This is a genomic window from Citrobacter sp. CK188, assembly GCF_030333525.1.
Lineage (GTDB): Bacteria > Pseudomonadota > Gammaproteobacteria > Enterobacterales > Enterobacteriaceae > Citrobacter_B > Citrobacter_B koseri.
In genome coordinates this window covers 523,629-538,213 of record NZ_JAOWFU010000029.1, presented here as the reverse complement: position 1 = coordinate 538,213, position 14,585 = coordinate 523,629, and the positions used below count along the sequence as shown (strand labels likewise).

22 protein-coding genes are annotated in these 14,585 nt (G+C 51.2%); 1 reads left to right on the top strand and 21 read right to left on the bottom strand.

The features are described 5' to 3' along the window. Position 1: 1 nt before the first annotated feature. The 20 genes from OGV67_RS07935 to OGV67_RS07840 form a co-directional block, all read right to left on the bottom strand. Positions 2-1,249 carry a PBSX family phage terminase large subunit gene (locus OGV67_RS07935; protein ID WP_286465296.1) on the bottom strand — a complete coding sequence of 416 codons (1,248 nt, stop codon included), beginning with the start codon at positions 1,247-1,249 and terminating at the stop codon, positions 2-4. After that, positions 1,242-1,664, bottom strand: coding sequence for a terminase small subunit (locus OGV67_RS07930; protein WP_115614626.1), 423 nt, complete (start codon positions 1,662-1,664; stop codon positions 1,242-1,244). The genes OGV67_RS07935 and OGV67_RS07930 overlap by 8 nt, the downstream gene beginning before the upstream one ends. Positions 1,665-2,052: 388 nt before the next feature. Next, positions 2,053-2,517 carry a lysis protein gene (locus OGV67_RS07925; RefSeq protein ID WP_286465292.1) on the bottom strand — a complete coding sequence of 155 codons (465 nt, stop codon included), beginning with the start codon at positions 2,515-2,517 and terminating at the stop codon, positions 2,053-2,055. Continuing rightward, positions 2,514-3,002 (bottom strand): lysozyme, encoded by a 489-nt coding sequence (locus tag OGV67_RS07920; RefSeq protein ID WP_286465289.1) that lies wholly within the window; start codon positions 3,000-3,002, stop codon positions 2,514-2,516. The genes OGV67_RS07925 and OGV67_RS07920 overlap by 4 nt, the downstream gene beginning before the upstream one ends. Further along, positions 3,002-3,274: a phage holin family protein gene (locus tag OGV67_RS07915; protein ID WP_048224292.1), complete on the bottom strand. Its 273-nt coding sequence runs from the start codon at positions 3,272-3,274 to the stop codon at positions 3,002-3,004. The genes OGV67_RS07920 and OGV67_RS07915 overlap by 1 nt, the downstream gene beginning before the upstream one ends. A gap of 362 nt (positions 3,275-3,636) precedes the next feature. Continuing rightward, a complete protein-coding gene (locus OGV67_RS07910) occupies positions 3,637-4,281 on the bottom strand; it encodes a DUF1133 family protein (protein ID WP_286449654.1) in 645 nt (214 codons plus the stop codon). Further along, the gene (locus OGV67_RS07905) at positions 4,278-4,400 is read right to left on the bottom strand and encodes a PPVAKH motif-containing phage-derived small protein (RefSeq protein ID WP_286465286.1); all 123 of its coding nucleotides are present in this window, start codon (positions 4,398-4,400) and stop codon (positions 4,278-4,280) included. Before OGV67_RS07905 ends, OGV67_RS07910 begins: the two co-directional genes overlap by 4 nt. A gap of 205 nt (positions 4,401-4,605) precedes the next feature. Continuing rightward, on the bottom strand, positions 4,606-5,232 hold the full coding sequence (locus tag OGV67_RS07900; protein ID WP_286465285.1) for a recombination protein NinG: 627 nt from the start codon (positions 5,230-5,232) through the stop codon (positions 4,606-4,608). Further along, the gene (locus OGV67_RS07895; RefSeq protein ID WP_286465282.1) at positions 5,225-5,674 is read right to left on the bottom strand and encodes a recombination protein NinB; all 450 of its coding nucleotides are present in this window, start codon (positions 5,672-5,674) and stop codon (positions 5,225-5,227) included. Before OGV67_RS07895 ends, OGV67_RS07900 begins: the two co-directional genes overlap by 8 nt. A 197-nt stretch (positions 5,675-5,871) precedes the next feature. Continuing rightward, complete coding sequence (locus OGV67_RS22090; protein WP_353654556.1) at positions 5,872-6,426, bottom strand: BRO family protein; 555 nt, start codon at positions 6,424-6,426, stop codon at positions 5,872-5,874. A gap of 382 nt (positions 6,427-6,808) precedes the next feature. Beyond that, positions 6,809-7,633: a DUF551 domain-containing protein gene (locus OGV67_RS07885; protein WP_286465281.1), complete on the bottom strand. Its 825-nt coding sequence runs from the start codon at positions 7,631-7,633 to the stop codon at positions 6,809-6,811. After that, entirely contained in the window at positions 7,626-8,309 is a 684-nt protein-coding gene (locus OGV67_RS07880; protein ID WP_286465279.1) for a hypothetical protein, read from the bottom strand. The genes OGV67_RS07885 and OGV67_RS07880 overlap by 8 nt, the downstream gene beginning before the upstream one ends. A 226-nt stretch (positions 8,310-8,535) precedes the next feature. Continuing rightward, positions 8,536-8,847: a hypothetical protein gene (locus OGV67_RS07875; RefSeq protein WP_286465278.1), complete on the bottom strand. Its 312-nt coding sequence runs from the start codon at positions 8,845-8,847 to the stop codon at positions 8,536-8,538. A gap of 287 nt (positions 8,848-9,134) precedes the next feature. After that, a complete protein-coding gene (locus tag OGV67_RS07870; RefSeq protein ID WP_286465516.1) occupies positions 9,135-9,290 on the bottom strand; it encodes a hypothetical protein in 156 nt (51 codons plus the stop codon). Further along, positions 9,230-9,529, bottom strand: a complete 300-nt coding sequence (locus OGV67_RS07865) for a protein ren (protein ID WP_286465276.1) — start codon at positions 9,527-9,529, stop codon at positions 9,230-9,232. Before OGV67_RS07865 ends, OGV67_RS07870 begins: the two co-directional genes overlap by 61 nt. Continuing rightward, positions 9,529-10,962 carry a DnaB-like helicase C-terminal domain-containing protein gene (locus OGV67_RS07860; RefSeq protein ID WP_286465274.1) on the bottom strand — a complete coding sequence of 478 codons (1,434 nt, stop codon included), beginning with the start codon at positions 10,960-10,962 and terminating at the stop codon, positions 9,529-9,531. Before OGV67_RS07860 ends, OGV67_RS07865 begins: the two co-directional genes overlap by 1 nt. Next, a complete protein-coding gene (locus OGV67_RS07855) occupies positions 10,952-11,851 on the bottom strand; it encodes a DNA replication protein (RefSeq protein WP_286465272.1) in 900 nt (299 codons plus the stop codon). Before OGV67_RS07855 ends, OGV67_RS07860 begins: the two co-directional genes overlap by 11 nt. Further along, positions 11,844-11,990: a hypothetical protein gene (locus OGV67_RS07850; protein ID WP_015571544.1), complete on the bottom strand. Its 147-nt coding sequence runs from the start codon at positions 11,988-11,990 to the stop codon at positions 11,844-11,846. Before OGV67_RS07850 ends, OGV67_RS07855 begins: the two co-directional genes overlap by 8 nt. Positions 11,991-12,075: 85 nt before the next feature. Then, a complete protein-coding gene (locus OGV67_RS07845; protein ID WP_286449455.1) occupies positions 12,076-12,297 on the bottom strand; it encodes a CII family transcriptional regulator in 222 nt (73 codons plus the stop codon). 97 nt (positions 12,298-12,394) lie between these two features. Beyond that, the gene (locus tag OGV67_RS07840) at positions 12,395-12,625 is read right to left on the bottom strand and encodes a transcriptional regulator (protein ID WP_286465270.1); all 231 of its coding nucleotides are present in this window, start codon (positions 12,623-12,625) and stop codon (positions 12,395-12,397) included. Between the two features lie 128 nt (positions 12,626-12,753). Between OGV67_RS07840 and OGV67_RS07835 the strand changes: the two genes are divergently transcribed. Beyond that, entirely contained in the window at positions 12,754-13,446 is a 693-nt protein-coding gene (locus OGV67_RS07835) for an XRE family transcriptional regulator (RefSeq protein WP_286465269.1), read from the top strand. 14 nt (positions 13,447-13,460) lie between these two features. Here OGV67_RS07835 and OGV67_RS07830 read toward each other — a convergent pair whose 3' ends face one another. After that, the gene (locus OGV67_RS07830; RefSeq protein WP_286465268.1) at positions 13,461-13,835 is read right to left on the bottom strand and encodes a hypothetical protein; all 375 of its coding nucleotides are present in this window, start codon (positions 13,833-13,835) and stop codon (positions 13,461-13,463) included. Positions 13,836-14,585: the final 750 nt, after the last annotated feature.

Here is a 14,585-nt window from a genome sequence, read left to right as displayed (position 1 = left end):
ATTAAAGCAGGCGCTTAGGTATCATCATGCCAACCCCCTGCTGTTTACGTTTGATATGTCCATCAAGGGAATAGCGGACTGCGTCCCAGGTATGCTCATCCCCGTCAGCCAGTTTAGGCAACACCTCGCCAGTGATGCGGTCCGTTTTGTACGACCACATGCGGGCCTCGCGCGCCACGTTCTTGCAGCGTGGGTGGATAATGATTTCGTCGAAGCCACGAAGATGTGCGATCCCGTCCTCAACGCTCCCCTGCCATTTCTCGGCGGCTGAGATGTTGAACCCTTGCCGCTTGAGGTAGCTGATCGTCTCGGGTCGTGCTGAGTCTGCCTTGATGGGCCAGTCACGCGCGCCAGGAATCGTGTCGTACAGTTCTGGCATGTGGTCCAGTTCGGTATGAACGCCGTAGGCCTCATACTCAACATAGAGCCTGTTATGCAGGATGAAAGAGCGGGTTAACGTGTTCGGGTCTTTGGCGAAACCGAAGTCGGCACCGAAGAACAGACGCTCCGCTTCTTTCCAGAGGTTATCTGAGAACTCAGCGACACGATATTTACCGGCCAGCACCTGCTTATCTGAGTTTTCGAGATAAGCACCCTCCCATACCCATGCGTAGGTTGCAGGGTCGAGGCGGCGCTGATCGTTCTGTCGCACGGTCTCCAGCACATCGGGAAACCACGGATTATCCGTGTAATTCATTTCGACCGTTATGCAGTCTTCCCCTGCCTCTTTGCGAAACCTTTTGTCAGTTGCGCTACCGTCTCGTTCCGGGTTCCATGTTACCCATATTTCAGAGCCGGGCTCACGCACTGTAGGATCAAGCTTCTGCCATGCGGTTTCACTGACAGTCTCTGCCTCATCAACCCAGCAGAGTAAGATGCGCGCTTTCGACTTAATGCTGTCAAGGTTATGACGGAGACCGCAAAACACATAACTTACTCTACGGTCAATTGTGCGGATGTATTTTTCGCCAATATCAAAATTAGCTGACAGCCACGGAACAGCACGAATCGCCTGCTTCACCTCCTCCATACTGGATTCTTCCAGGGAGTTCATGAATTCGCGGGCGCAGAGAATGACGCCAGACTCTCCTTTGCTTGATGCCTGATATGCGATAACCGCAGTCATCATGGCGAACGTTCGTGTTTTAGCACTTCCGCGCCCCCCATGAGAACAGCGATAACGCTTGTTCGTGGCAATGAATAGCGGCGCTAACTTTGCCGGGATTGGCAATTGAACGGCGTCATTCATGCTTTGGCTCAACGGGTAGTAGCTGGATGATGGTCGGCTTCGGCGACATGGTTCCGTCGGATGAGGTGTGATCGATAATCTGTTTATCCAGTCCAACCAGCTTGGCCTTACCCATCGTTGCCGCTACAGCAGCTGAAGATTGTGGCGTTTCTGCGTTTAAGGCTTTCTGCCTGGCCTCTTCTAGCTCAGCTAATAGGGAATCAACAGTTACGTTATGGCGCTGCTTTATCTCTCCCTGAAGTTCTTTTACCCTTAGTGCTACCTTAGCGTTATCCAGAAGTTTGCTGGCGTTTACGTGCACTGCTTCCGGCTTCATCCTGTCAGCAGCATACGCCGTCCGATAAGCCTCAGAAGCATTACCCGTTTCGATGTATGCCTGACAGAAAGCCTCTTGCTTTGGTGTCAGACCTGCCATATTGGAATATTCCACTGGTTAGTTGATATCGGGCCCGTAGGCGCACATAAAACAAACTCTGCTTTATCGAGCCTTCTTAGTGAAAAGCTCTGTAAAACACTCTCGATTTCTTCTACCCCCGCATCGAGACGGCGAGCAATGAGGGATAAACCAGCGAACCGTCGCCGAAAAACCCGGTATGCATCGTTATTGATTATCTCCACACACTCACGCTAAGGAGAGGCCCGTCAGCCAGCGGTCATGGTTAATGTGGGGATACTGCGACGATACAGCGCGTGGGGTGAATTCTTGTCGCAGCGGTCGCCACCATCTCACGATGTTGCTATGCCACTTCTCGTCTATTCCGAGCCGCCAAGATGTGATCACCATCCTTGCGGGGTTACACAAATCATTTCATGCACTGAGTGCTGATGTAGTCCTGCATGCCGCGAATCATTTTGTCAGCGGTTGCGATTCCGTCCCGGTGATCGAAATAATTCCGTCGAGCGTCTGGAGTAAGTTCGGGGGCTCCTGCATCATCCACGCCGGTGGCGGAGGTGGTTTTGGGCACTCCGGGGCAGGTTGCGGAGACGCGCAGCCGCTTAGCGCCAGAATCGACATCCCGACGCAAATCACTAATGGTCTTTTTCGCATCGGCCAACTCCTTCGTGTATTTGGCATCCAGCGCAGCAACATCACGCTGGCGGGTCTGCATGTCTTTGATGGTGGCGTTCGCCAGGCTGAGTTTCTCAGTGGCTTTATCGCGCTGGTCTTTGTAGGTGATGGCGTTATCGCGGTAGTGGTTAACAGCCCAGCCAAGAGATACGATGATGCAGACGACAAAAGCGATGATGATTGCGGTTAACCCGCTCATTTCTGGCTCCAGGTACAAACCTCATACTCAACATCGCGACGATTCATCAGGCCTTTCCACTTCTTACCACCGGCATACACCCAACGCTTTAATTCTTCGCATGCCGCTGCGTATTCTTTGGCATTGAGTTTTTTCAGCAGTGTTGAGTTGATGGCCGCAGAAGCGCCAACGTTGTACGCGAAAGAGTAAATCGCTGCTCGTTGAGTTTCAGTAGTCGGCACTTTGATATGTGGATCAACCTGCGCGGCAATACGCGTTAAATCTTTCCGGGTTAGTGCATCGCATTCCTTATCGGTATATCGCTTTCCGGGGATTATGTCGGATCCAGTGTGTCCATCGCAGACAGTCAGCACTCCGACAACATCTCGGTAGGCCACATATTCTCGACCTTCAAGACCATCTTTACCTGACAGCATGACTGTTGCGATCGCAATCGCACCGCCACCAATGGAGGCAGCAATTTTATTTCGCAGGGTGCTGTTCATCAGATTTCCTTCGGGGCTTTCTGTCCGAGATCGGCGAGAACTTTGGCTGTAGCAGATGGGTTGCTTGAATCAGTCTTGTTCAGAATGTCCTGCAGTATCTTCGTGCGCTTCATTTGCTCACGCTTATTGAGCCTGTATGTCAGGACGCCGAGGATGATGCTGAAAGCGACGCCAATGATGAAGCCCCAGTCCTGCAATGACAGGCTGGCAAAGAAAGCCGCAAGACCAGCGCTGCCGTATGTCGCGTTGCTGTATCTTTCGTCCATCTTCATAGTCTCTCTCCTCGCGGTAAATGCGGGAGCTGTGTGTTGTAAGGTAAGGCTTCACGGGCTGGATTTTCAACAAAGCACGTAGTGATTGATTCCCGTGAGCCTGAAATAAAAAGCCAGCGACAGGCTGGCAATGTGAGGGTGTGGCAATGTCAGCTCTGCGGCTGAAGATACCCTGGCTGGGTTTTTGGTGGGCCGTGAAGGATTCGAACCTGTCTACCCTTCCCTTATGAGGGGATCGCTCATACCAAATGAGCTTCCGGCCCGGAAACGAAAAAGCCCAAGGCGTTAACCTCGGGCTTGAATTCTGTTGGTGTTTTTATATCACCTCGCTCTTTCGCCTTCGACGTCCGAGCATATACGAATTATGCATCTTCAAAACTTGTTTTCAAGTCTTTTTTGCAATTTTCTTTATTTTCGATGCCAAGTTCTGCAATTAACGTGAAGAAGACAGCAGAATTGAACAACTCAATGCACCAACGAACGCGATCTATACATTGCTTTTCAGTCAGAAAGGGAGCGTGATGGTACTGCATCCAACGCGCCATATCGTTAATGGTCTTGCGCCAGGTGTAATAATCCTTTCCGATCTCGTAGACGATGCTGTTTTTGGCGAAGGATTTTAGGATTACCCGTTCCATGAACTCAGCCTCTTCCTCATCACTGGCTTTCTCCATTAGGTCAGAAAGTGACTTCTTAGGCCAAATGATAGCTTTTGCCTGAGTGATGAGTTGGTCACCGGAATATCCCATCTTGCGCAGTCCTGCCAGCACCGTAGTGATCCGCTCCTGCTGTTCGCCAGTCCAGCCAGTCAGAATCATCGACCACATTCCAGCGCTGTCAGTAAGATGCTCCGTTCCGCTCCCGCCAAACTCTCGGCCCCACATACCAAGAAGTGAGCGAACCCAGCGGCTTTGCGCAGGGGTGAGACGGCGGTATTTCCCAAGGTACGAACGGCGAGGAACCTTAGCCAATTCTGACCATGCAATATTTTGGTCTGCGCGTTTCATGCGGCTTCTCCTGCGGTCTGTTTTGTTTTTTGCTGTTGCTGGCTGTGCTTTGCTACTGGCGGCAACATGGCGCGCTTAACGCTTTCGGTCTGGTAACGTTCAACATCGGCCCTGGTCATAAATCTATCCCCCACCGTTTCCACGCCGCCTTTGTTCTGGCTTTCGTCCTCATGGCGAACCGATGGGCCTTTATGGCTTTGCTGGCTGAATAATTGGCATACACCCAAAGAATTCGGAATGCCGCGCATATCCATACAGCGCCAAACAGAATGCAACTAATCAGACCAATAAACGCGAGGATATGAATTGTTAATTCAGACGGTGTCATGCGGCCTCCTGACGACGAACTCGGCGCTTCTCTAGTTGACGTGCTTTGCGTGTGAAGATGGATTTGATGCGCCGAAGGTATGGGATATCGAACCGGCGCGGCTCGTTATCTGCTTCCAGTCGCTCGACGCGTTCCAGACCAATACGCTCAATAAGGCGGATTCGGTATTCAACAGCGTTGCCACTCAACTGTCGGTTACAGCGAGTACAGGCCGAGTGGACGTTAAAAACGTTGAATTTTAGATGCGATGCCGCGCCGCGCGAACGGTAGTGACTCGCGTCTATGGCGCTGCCGGTCAGGTAGTTACTTTTTCCTGTTAGCGGGCTTCCGCAACTGACGCAGGGCTTTCCTTCATCACGGATTCGGATGTAACGGTTAAACGCCGCCTGAGCTTCTTTATCCCACTGTGATTTAGACTTGAGAGCATCCTTTCTGACCTTGAGAGAGCGCCGTTCCTGTTGAGTTTCCTGCTTGCGTTTGCGCTCTGCTGCCAGTTTCTTCTTAGCCAACAGCAACTGGCTGTACTCGAAGCCGTGCTCAGGACAGCACCACCAGACGTTGCCGTAGGTAGCAGTGAATTTGGTCTTGCAGATTTTGCAGCTGCGGCGGGTTGGTTTACGCATTGCGATCACCCCACTGCTTAGCCCATTCAATTTCAATACGGGATTTGTTGCTGAATTTGACGTTCTGCTGAGTGCCGAACCAGTAGATAGCCTCGATGACTTCTACCATCTGACGCACAGTCATCTTGCTGGTACGCTGTCCGAACATCACAATGCCGCCATCCAGACCAGGAGCCATTCTTTGCTCCTGTTTCTTGGATTTGGCGACCATTGCGGTTATCAAATCTTTCCAGTCGTCTGAGTCGTATTTGTTGCCGAACCAGAGAACCTGATCGGAGAGGTCTTTCAGCAGCGGCCAAAGCTTCCTGTTTTGCTGGAGCGTGCGGGTCATCTCTTTGATATCAAGAATCAGCGGGCGCTTATCGTCGACAGGCAGATCACGGATGAAGTTGATGGCGTTCTGCTTAACGGATTCGTTTACGAGGTGAAATTGCTGTTTCATACGCCACCTCCGGGAGGTAACGCAGAATGCAGAAAATCGCAGGTGCCAGAAAGCATCTGTGGAAAGGTGAAGAGTTCAGATTGTGGTCGCATTTAAGTCCCCTTAAATGCGCAGAAGTCCGTCAGGGTTGTTCAGGCCGCTGACGGATTAATTATGGCTCAGTGATAACTGATTATCAAATGTTGCGTGACGTTGATTTAGTAATATGCACCAACGGGCATCGCTATCATCTCCGATACAAAAATGCCGAACCGCTTAGCCGTACCCTGGATGATTTCACCTGGTGTGTTAGCGCCGCCACGGAAGGTTTCTTCCTGACCTGTTACCACATCTTTGTAGGTAAGGGTGATGATGTAGCGGAAGGTTGGTGGGTTGTGGCGATGAGTCGGGCGGGATGGAACAGGTTTTGTTACTGGCTCGCCAACCTCCCGATCAAGGATATCCAGCACCCAGCGACGGAATTCTTTGGCAACTGGTGTGCGGGCGAACATAGCAATTAGGTGAGCACCGCGAAGGGAGAAAACTCTAACCTCTTTCGCTGATGATCCATTCCCAAAACCCTTGACACTCAAATTGAGGGTCAAGGTCATATCGTCACGGAATTCGTCTGAGTTACGGTCATAAATCTGAGTAACTGCATCAGATTTTTTATAGCCAAGCGCCTGCGCTATCTCGACAGCAGTGAGCCAGATTTGATTGTTGCGCTTTACTGGAGTGAACTTTGTATCATGGAATGCAAGTTTGGTAGTCATTGTGATAGCTCCAATTGGTTTGGATTATCACCACGCTGAGGCTAATCAGTTGGTGGTGAACTGTGCAGGATTAGCCTTACCGGTCACAATGAAACCCGGCGCACCGAAGTGCTCCCACACAGCCCACCATAATGCGAATGTGACTGTGCTTAGCGCATAAAAAAACCGCTAACGCGGCTATGCGTCATTGTGATATCCGGGAGGCTAATCCCGACGCCAGATTTTGCTGGCGTGCAGGAAATATAGCCCCGGATATCAGGCTATGTCAATGTGGATCAGTTTTCAGTCGATGGCGTAGGCCAGCGCTTACCTCACCCCCATATAACCATTGCGGCCACAGCAAACGCCACACCAACAATCATGAACGCAGTAGGCCAGTCCATCACTTCACCCTGAATCGTTGTTTAGTTAGTCTGCTTCCCATATCCATTTCTTCTCGAAAAGCCACTTTCTTTTCCTCAATACGGTTCCGCATCCCCTCTTGCGGTGCTGCTGACAGCGGAGGTAACGGCATCCATAGATACACTTCATCAACGCTTAATGATGTTCCATCATGCAGATCGAGCCAACTATCGCTAACTTGTCCCGCCACGTACTCACCATGCCGTGATACCGCTGAAATGTAAGCGCCTTCCTCCGGCATCCGTTCGCTTACCGGAATCCATTTATCCGGCGTTGTAGTGAGTTCGCTGACTGGTGGCTGTGGAGCTGCCGCAATCATGAGTTCATAAATCTCACCAACACTGCCAGTTTTATTGTCACTCATTGCTGAGCTAATCATTTCCGTTGTCGGCTCAACCGGCACAGCCACCCAGCCAACTGGCAACTTGTAAGGCTGGCTTACAGGTTCATCGTTCTGAGCATCACGCAGAGCGTAAAAGACTTTATTACGCAATTCGTTGAACTCGTCTGTGTGTGTACCACTGGTGATGTAGGGTGGCGTCATCCAACTAAGAATTGCAGACAGTTCATTCGCTGTCAGGGTGATGGGCACCGACCCGGCATTATTTTGCAAAGAATTCAGTTCTGGAGCGCTCTGGATGCCGGGCAGCGACTGCATATCGGCATTACCTTTCCACCCTTCCCACATAGCCGCCATCATCATGAACCAGACGTTTCCGCAGCCAGCCTTTTTGTTATCAAAGAACCAGTCGGCAAACTCTCGGCTCATGCCGTTCTGCTCTGCCATTTCATAGCGATTATCCATTGCTCTTCTCCTGGTTAAGCATGGCGGCGCGGCACTCATCAACAGCCTGACACAGCTTGGTTCGGTGATGTCCAGCCATAGTACCCTTGTTCCAGTCATGCCCCATTGTCATGCTGTAAGCATGGTGGAGAAGGCGCTTGAAGCACTCTGGCACAGTTACCGGCGCTGGTTGCGGCAACATGGCTTTGAATGCTTCGATATTGGCGTCATGCTCTGCGCGTTCTTCCGGCGTCATAGCGTCAATTTCAGCGTAATAGTCGGCGCGACGTTGCAGAGCAGTCAGCAAAGTTTCTGTTTTGCAGCCCTTGCCAATAATAAGACCTGGCTTTAACTCAACAGCGCACGGAAGAGTTGCAGGAGCTACCGGCGCTGGCGGGGCGTGGCGATAGAGCTTAATCACTCTGCGAGGGTCTGCGTGAGGCGTAATTGGATTCACGGTGAACAGGTATCCTAAGCCGTCTTTTTCAACATCTCTCAATTCCTGCTCATCAGTCCACGCCACAGGTTCCGACTTCCTCCCTGCTAACAATTCATCAATCGCTTTCACAGCGTCAGACATTGCGTAACCAAGATTGCCGCCGTCACTTTGTGCTGCTGCTTTGCCCAAGATTTCACGAATGCGGTGCAGGCGGTAATTTGAGAGAGGGCCGTGTGCCGGGTGGTTGTTAGTTGTCATAATTTACCCCATGATTTCGGTTTTTTATGCCCAGGTGCAAGCGCATGCATCTTGTTGCGACTTAACTTCCAGCCATAGCTACGGATTAGCGCAGCGCATTCTGCGTAAGACTCTCCGGTTGCGCTGATCATTTCTTGACGGCACCAACGACCAACTGGGTCGATGTTATTTACGCATTGTTCGCAGTCGCAATAGGCGTTAATGGAATATCCTGATGCAATAGCCATCACGCCCCCTCAACCTTTGCATAAACGATAACGCCATCGTCTGGACGCGGGCGCGGCAAAAAGATACCAGGACGAGGCCACAGCGCAATAAAACGAGACTCGCTGCGTTCAAGCCGATGAAAGGCTGACTCGCTCATAACCCCTACAGGGCGTAGTTTTATTTCATCCTCAAGCGATGCCAGCGCTATTTCGGCAAGGCGCAAATCCATCTGTGCGTTAGGGCTTTCGCTGAATTCCTGCGCCGCTTCCTGCATCAGTTCTAATCTCGCTTGCGCCCGCTTTATTAATTGTTCTCTGGTAATAGTGGTCATGGGTTAGTCCTCACCCTGGATAGAATTCTTACGGTTTGAACGACACACCAGCGCCCAAAAATTCATTTCGCAAATCAGCGCCGCTAACACCTCAGCCCGGCGACGCCCTCCTAATTTATTGGACTTCCCAACAGAGCGTTTACGCTGACGAATTACCTTTCTTGCGTGCGCTGCCTGCACTTCATCACGGCGCTGTTTTGATGCATAAACGCCCTTCGCGGGTACTTTCCGCGCCTGTTTTTGATAGGCAGTTAACAGGTCGTGTACGTCTGTGAATTTAGGCATTCTTATTCCCCCTTACCGATGCCAGCGGCGGCAACTTCTTTCGCCAGCTCATGCCCTGACTTCACTAACTCACTGATTTTTGTTTCTACCGTTGATTTCATGCTGACGCCCTCCCCCAAACCATCAAAACCCGCTTCATCGCCGCGCTGTTGCGGCACTCCTGAAATATCCCGTTGGTGCAGCTTCGAGCAGTACCATCCTGCTCTTCCGGGGTCGCAAGTCGGTATGTGACAGTGCGCCAGACTTTGCTGAGCCGGATGACCACCCTCTTCTTCTCAAGCTCAAGAGCGTTCTTGGTTATGCAACTCAGTGATATTCCGTATTCGCTTGCAACATCCCTTGCGGTGAAAGTCCGGTGCGTTTCGAGATAACGCAGAATTGCCTGTTTGCCTTTCATCAGAAGCCCCCTTTCTTTTTCGGCTGCTGCTCGCGCCCGCGGCGTTCTGCGGCGGCGGCCTGCTGGTCTGTGTCGTAAATTGCCCCGTTGATCTGATTGCAATAAACCGTACCGGTACTGCCGTGGCGGTTGAGTCGCAGGATTAACTCGGTTTCTCCAGGCGGCACGCTGTCATCGAAAGCACCTTCCCGGTGGATGCCAACCCAGTAGTCGCAGTCCTGCTCAATCTGTCCTGTGTCGCGGGAATCGCTCGGTAACGGGCGTTTATTCACTCGCTTCTCCAGTTCGCGGTTGAGTTGAGTCAGTAGCACGACGACGCAGCCAAGCTCTTTGGCGAGGTTCTTCAACCCTTTGGTGATCATCCCGTAGGCCAGGTCATTACGATCGGCTTTTTCGGCGGTCATCAGCGTCAAGTAGTCAACCAGAATCATGCCTACGCAGCCTTTCTCGCGCTTAATTCGACGGCATTCGGTAACGATATGCGCCAAGGACAGGCCCGGAGTGTCGTCGATGTACAGCATGTCGATTTCACTTAGCCGGCCGGCTGTGGCGATCGCCTTCTTAAAGTCGCCGTCGTAGTCGCCCTGGTACTGGTCATCGGCGTCATCCGTAGCGGGCATGTAAAAAATGCTCGGGTTAATGCCTGACTTCTGACCAACCAGCTTTTCGAGGATCTGGTCGCCAGGCATTTCGAGACTGAACATCAGTGCTGGCTTTTTCTCACGAACCGCGCAGTTGATCGCCATCTGCCCGTACAGCGTTGTCTTGCCCATCTTTGGCCTTGCGCCAATCACGAACAGAGAGCCTTTAACCAGACCTTTCGGCGCCAGCAGCCGGTCGAGTGACGGGATACCGGTACTCATGCCGCGCTGTTCGCCTGAAGGGTCAAACCGTTTCTCCAGATCCGCTACCCAGTCATCCATAACCTCGCCGAAAGACCGCAACCCACGACGACTTCCGGTTTTTGAATGGTCTGCGAGCTGGGTGAAAATACCCTGAATGGCCTCGTACTTCTGCGTAGCGCTCATGCCGTTGCGGGAATACAGCAGTTCAGTAGCTTCGGTCAGGCGGTTGATACCGTAGCGCTCCATTGCGGCTTCCCGGACTGATGCTGCGTAAGCCACGATGTTTGCAGCGCTGGGAGTGTTCTTGGCTATCTCCGCCAAGTAAGCAAAGCCACCTACCTGCTCCGCGAGCCCTTTGCCTTCAAGCGCGTCGAACAATGTCAGACCATCGACTGGCTTGTTGTCGCGGAACATCTGGCGCATCTCGGCAAAGATCAGCTGGTGAGGTCGGCTGTAGAACGACTCAGGCTTGAGCATCGCCAGAACCTTCTGGACTCGCTCGCTGTTGTCATCATCCAGCAGCAGGCCACCGATAACGCTCTGCTCTGCTTCGAGGTTTTGCGGTACAGCCATGAATTCAGCGGTCATCACGATCCCCCTCGCGCACTTCGATGTAGAGCTTTTCGGTCAGGAACTTATCGAATTTCATGCGGCGCCAGGTCTTCCCGGATTTCTGGTCTGGTCGGTCTTCAAGCATCCAGCGGCAGTTCTGAGCGATGTAGCGCAGATAGCTTCTGAAACCGTCCATATCCATCGGCTTGCCGTCCAGGTTGCGGGCAATCTTGTTAGCCTTACCCCAGAAGGTGCGGATCAGATTGCGTCGCTCATCAGTGAGGCATCTCCATCCCCGGGCTTCAGGCAGTTCGTCTTTCAGGCATTGCCATACTTCATCGCATGACAAACGGGACTTTTTCTCTTCAGCGGGTTTCTGGTCATTTGCGACATACTTACTACCGTTAGGTAGTAAGTTATTTAATATATTTTTATCTGTGGACACTGGCTGGACATCGGCTGGACACTCCACCTCCACAGGCATTGATATAACTGCGTTTGCGCTGGACACCGGCTGGACATCGGCTGGACAAAAATTTGACTGATATTCGTCATATTTGACCACTTTTAGAACAGTAAAACGGTTGTTCGATTTGGTGGTGATCATTCCCAGGTTCTGGAATTTACGGAGCAGTGATTTAACGCGATCAGCAGACAATCCCGTTTCCATTGCCAGTGTGTTACGCCCGGTAATGAACTCTCCGCGTTCGCAGATCACATCTCCGACATCCGTGGATACCAGTGTCTGTTCGTGATTGGCGCGCAGGAGCAGGTGAACCCATAAATGAGCCGCCTCAGCATCCTTGTAGAACGGCACATCCATAATTTTACGGTGCAGCAAGGCAAACCCCTTACCGTCATTCGTGCGCGGTTTCTGGAGCCTTCTGGCCTCTCTGGCTTCGGCTAAATTAGATACGTTACCCACGGCCACTCTCCTTACGTTTCAGTTCTTCCAGGATGGCGCGCATCTTCTCTGCCACAATCGGATTAACCGAGCGGATGAAGCGATCGCGGGTTATGTTTTTATGTACAGCGGTATGGTAATAGCGTGGATTTTTTGCCATTATTCCTCCTGCAATGAGTGCACACGATTTGCATCTGAAGGCCAGCTCTGTTGACGCAGACTGGCTTTCGCCATTTTTGAAACTGTCATGCTTCGAAATCCCCTTTCACCTCATCCCGGTTAGAAATCAGGATCGCCAGCAGCAGCGACATGTTCGGCAGCAGATTTTCCCGCCACCGACTCACCGTCGATTTGTTGACGCCAGCTACCTGGGCAATTGTCGTTGTGCCCATCTCGGCGATCTGGCGATGTAGCCAGCTCTCTATCCTCCGGGCCTCCACGTTGTTGCGTGTTGTTGATGTTTCCATTTGTGATAATTCCATTGTTAAAAAGGTTTATTGGCTGATTTCTCAGCCAGTTAAATTGGGTTCCAGATTGTTAAAGAGCGATGAGCTGTTACGCAGCTCAGGCGATGGAACCCGGATGCGGGAAAATTGCCGGGAGATCTGGACGGAACTCGTAAGCCTTAATCTCCCCATCAACCGCATTAACAAGGTCGGGTACGTGGACTGGCGAAATTCGCTTCTTGCCGTTCAACCAGTCACAGATCGTTGATTGGGCCTTCCCACAACGTTTCGCCAGTTCTTTCTGGCTGCCAGCGATGGCAATCGCTTTTTCTACTGCGGGGTTTTTCATAATCACCTCAGCTATCAATTTAAAGCGATTATGGTTATCACTTTGGTGAATGTCAATCGCCTATGCGATTTTTTGCTAAATAATCGCTCCAGCGATAGGATTAAAGAAAGTATTTCTAAGGGGTGTGTATGGAATTCTCTGAGCGCTTGGCTCATGCGATGTCTTCCGCAGGCTATACGCAGGGTAGGCTTGCAAAAGCTGTAGGGATGGCGCAATCCAGCGTTAATAAGCTATTGAATGGTGCGAGCAGCTCACGCAAAACTGTAGAAATCGCATCGGTTCTTGGCGTGCGTCCGGAATGGCTGTCTACTGGTGAAGGTGAAATGTATGCCGGTAGCGCAAATGAATCCCCTACGCTATACCAGGTTAAAAAGCCAAACAGTGGGATCTATCGCGTGGATGTTCTCGACGTTAAAGCCAGTGCGGGCCCGGGTTCCTTAGTTACCAGCGATTTCATTGAAACCATCAGAGCTATCGAATACACATCTGAACAAGCGCGAGCGCTGTTTGGCAACCGCCCTGCTGAAAATATAAAGGTCATTACAGTTAGCGGCGACAGCATGGATGGCACGATTTCACCGGGAGACCAGATCTTTGTTGATATCGGAGTCACTGCATTCGACAGCGATGGTGTTTATGTCTTTGCTTTTGGTAAGACATTGCACGTTAAGCGGCTACAGATGCAGCGTGACCGCCTGGCTGTAATCTCCGACAACCCTATTTATGAGAAATGGTATGTTGAGCCAGGTGATGAAGACCAATTCTATGTGATGGCAAGAGTGCTTTTACGACAGTCAATAGAGTATAAAAGATTCGCATAGCCCGGTAACCGGGCTTAGCACCTCCACCCCTCTTTAATCATCTTTTCACGAAGTTCTTCAATCCGCTCGTAATCCTTTCTTTTCTTCAAGATCACAACTAACTGGGAGAATCCATAATGTGATGGCGGATAAAATTCACTGGGATACTTATTTCCAGTTAACGATTCGTATTCTTCCACCCTTTTGTCATGAGCATGACGCAAAGCCGGGAACGCCAATTCAGATAGAGCAATCATTTGCTCGCATAAATGCTCGGCCCTTGCGAGGTTATCGCCCTCTCCCCTCAGCTTGTAAAATTTCTTGATATCCTCCTGAAGCCCAAAGTGAACTTGAACGATCTGCTCTGGACTTAGCCAGCGGAGCTTATCAACCCATTCTTTATGGTCCATACGTATCTCCCTCCAAAAAATCAGCATACCACGTAAATAAATTTCAATAAAAATCGCTTTAACAATCATGCAATTATCGCTTTATCGATGATAAATATCGTTTTGGCGATTGACTCATATAATCGCTTTAGCTATTGTTAGCCCATCGAAACGAAACATCGACAGCTGAGCGAAGTTAGCCAGCGGCGGACAGCAAGTCGCCTGCTTCTTTAACAATTCGGAAATTTGCTCTGCAAACCGGACGGACATTGCGCAGTGCGATCGCTCCCTGCGACATCAAGGATGGTGCTACAGGCGAGGCAAGACATACGCCAGCATAGCGATCAAAGCGGAGGGCATAACGATTTGCAGAGGAAATTATCAACCAAGAGGAGGAATAGAGATGAAGCACTAAAACGGACAGACCGCACCTTGATGCCTTATCAGGCAGCGTGACGACGGCGTTTATACGGTCGGGTTCCCACGGCGGCGTAGTGAGGGAAAGGAAGCGTAAAGCATCACTGAGTAACCGGTTAGCGCCCGGTTAACGCGTAAGCAGCTTCAAATGTGACCGGGTGACCGGCGCTGGCCACTGCGAGAGTGTGGCGAAGTATCAAGCAGGAATGTTTTGGGGTGAGTGCAGAAGCAAACCTTCTCGGCGAAGGCGCTTGGCAATGAGTACGCGACCGGAGTTAGTCGCCCGGCTGTGCTCACCACCAAAGCATTTCTACAAATTCGCGGCAATCAGCAGCTAACGAATGAGGGTTAAGC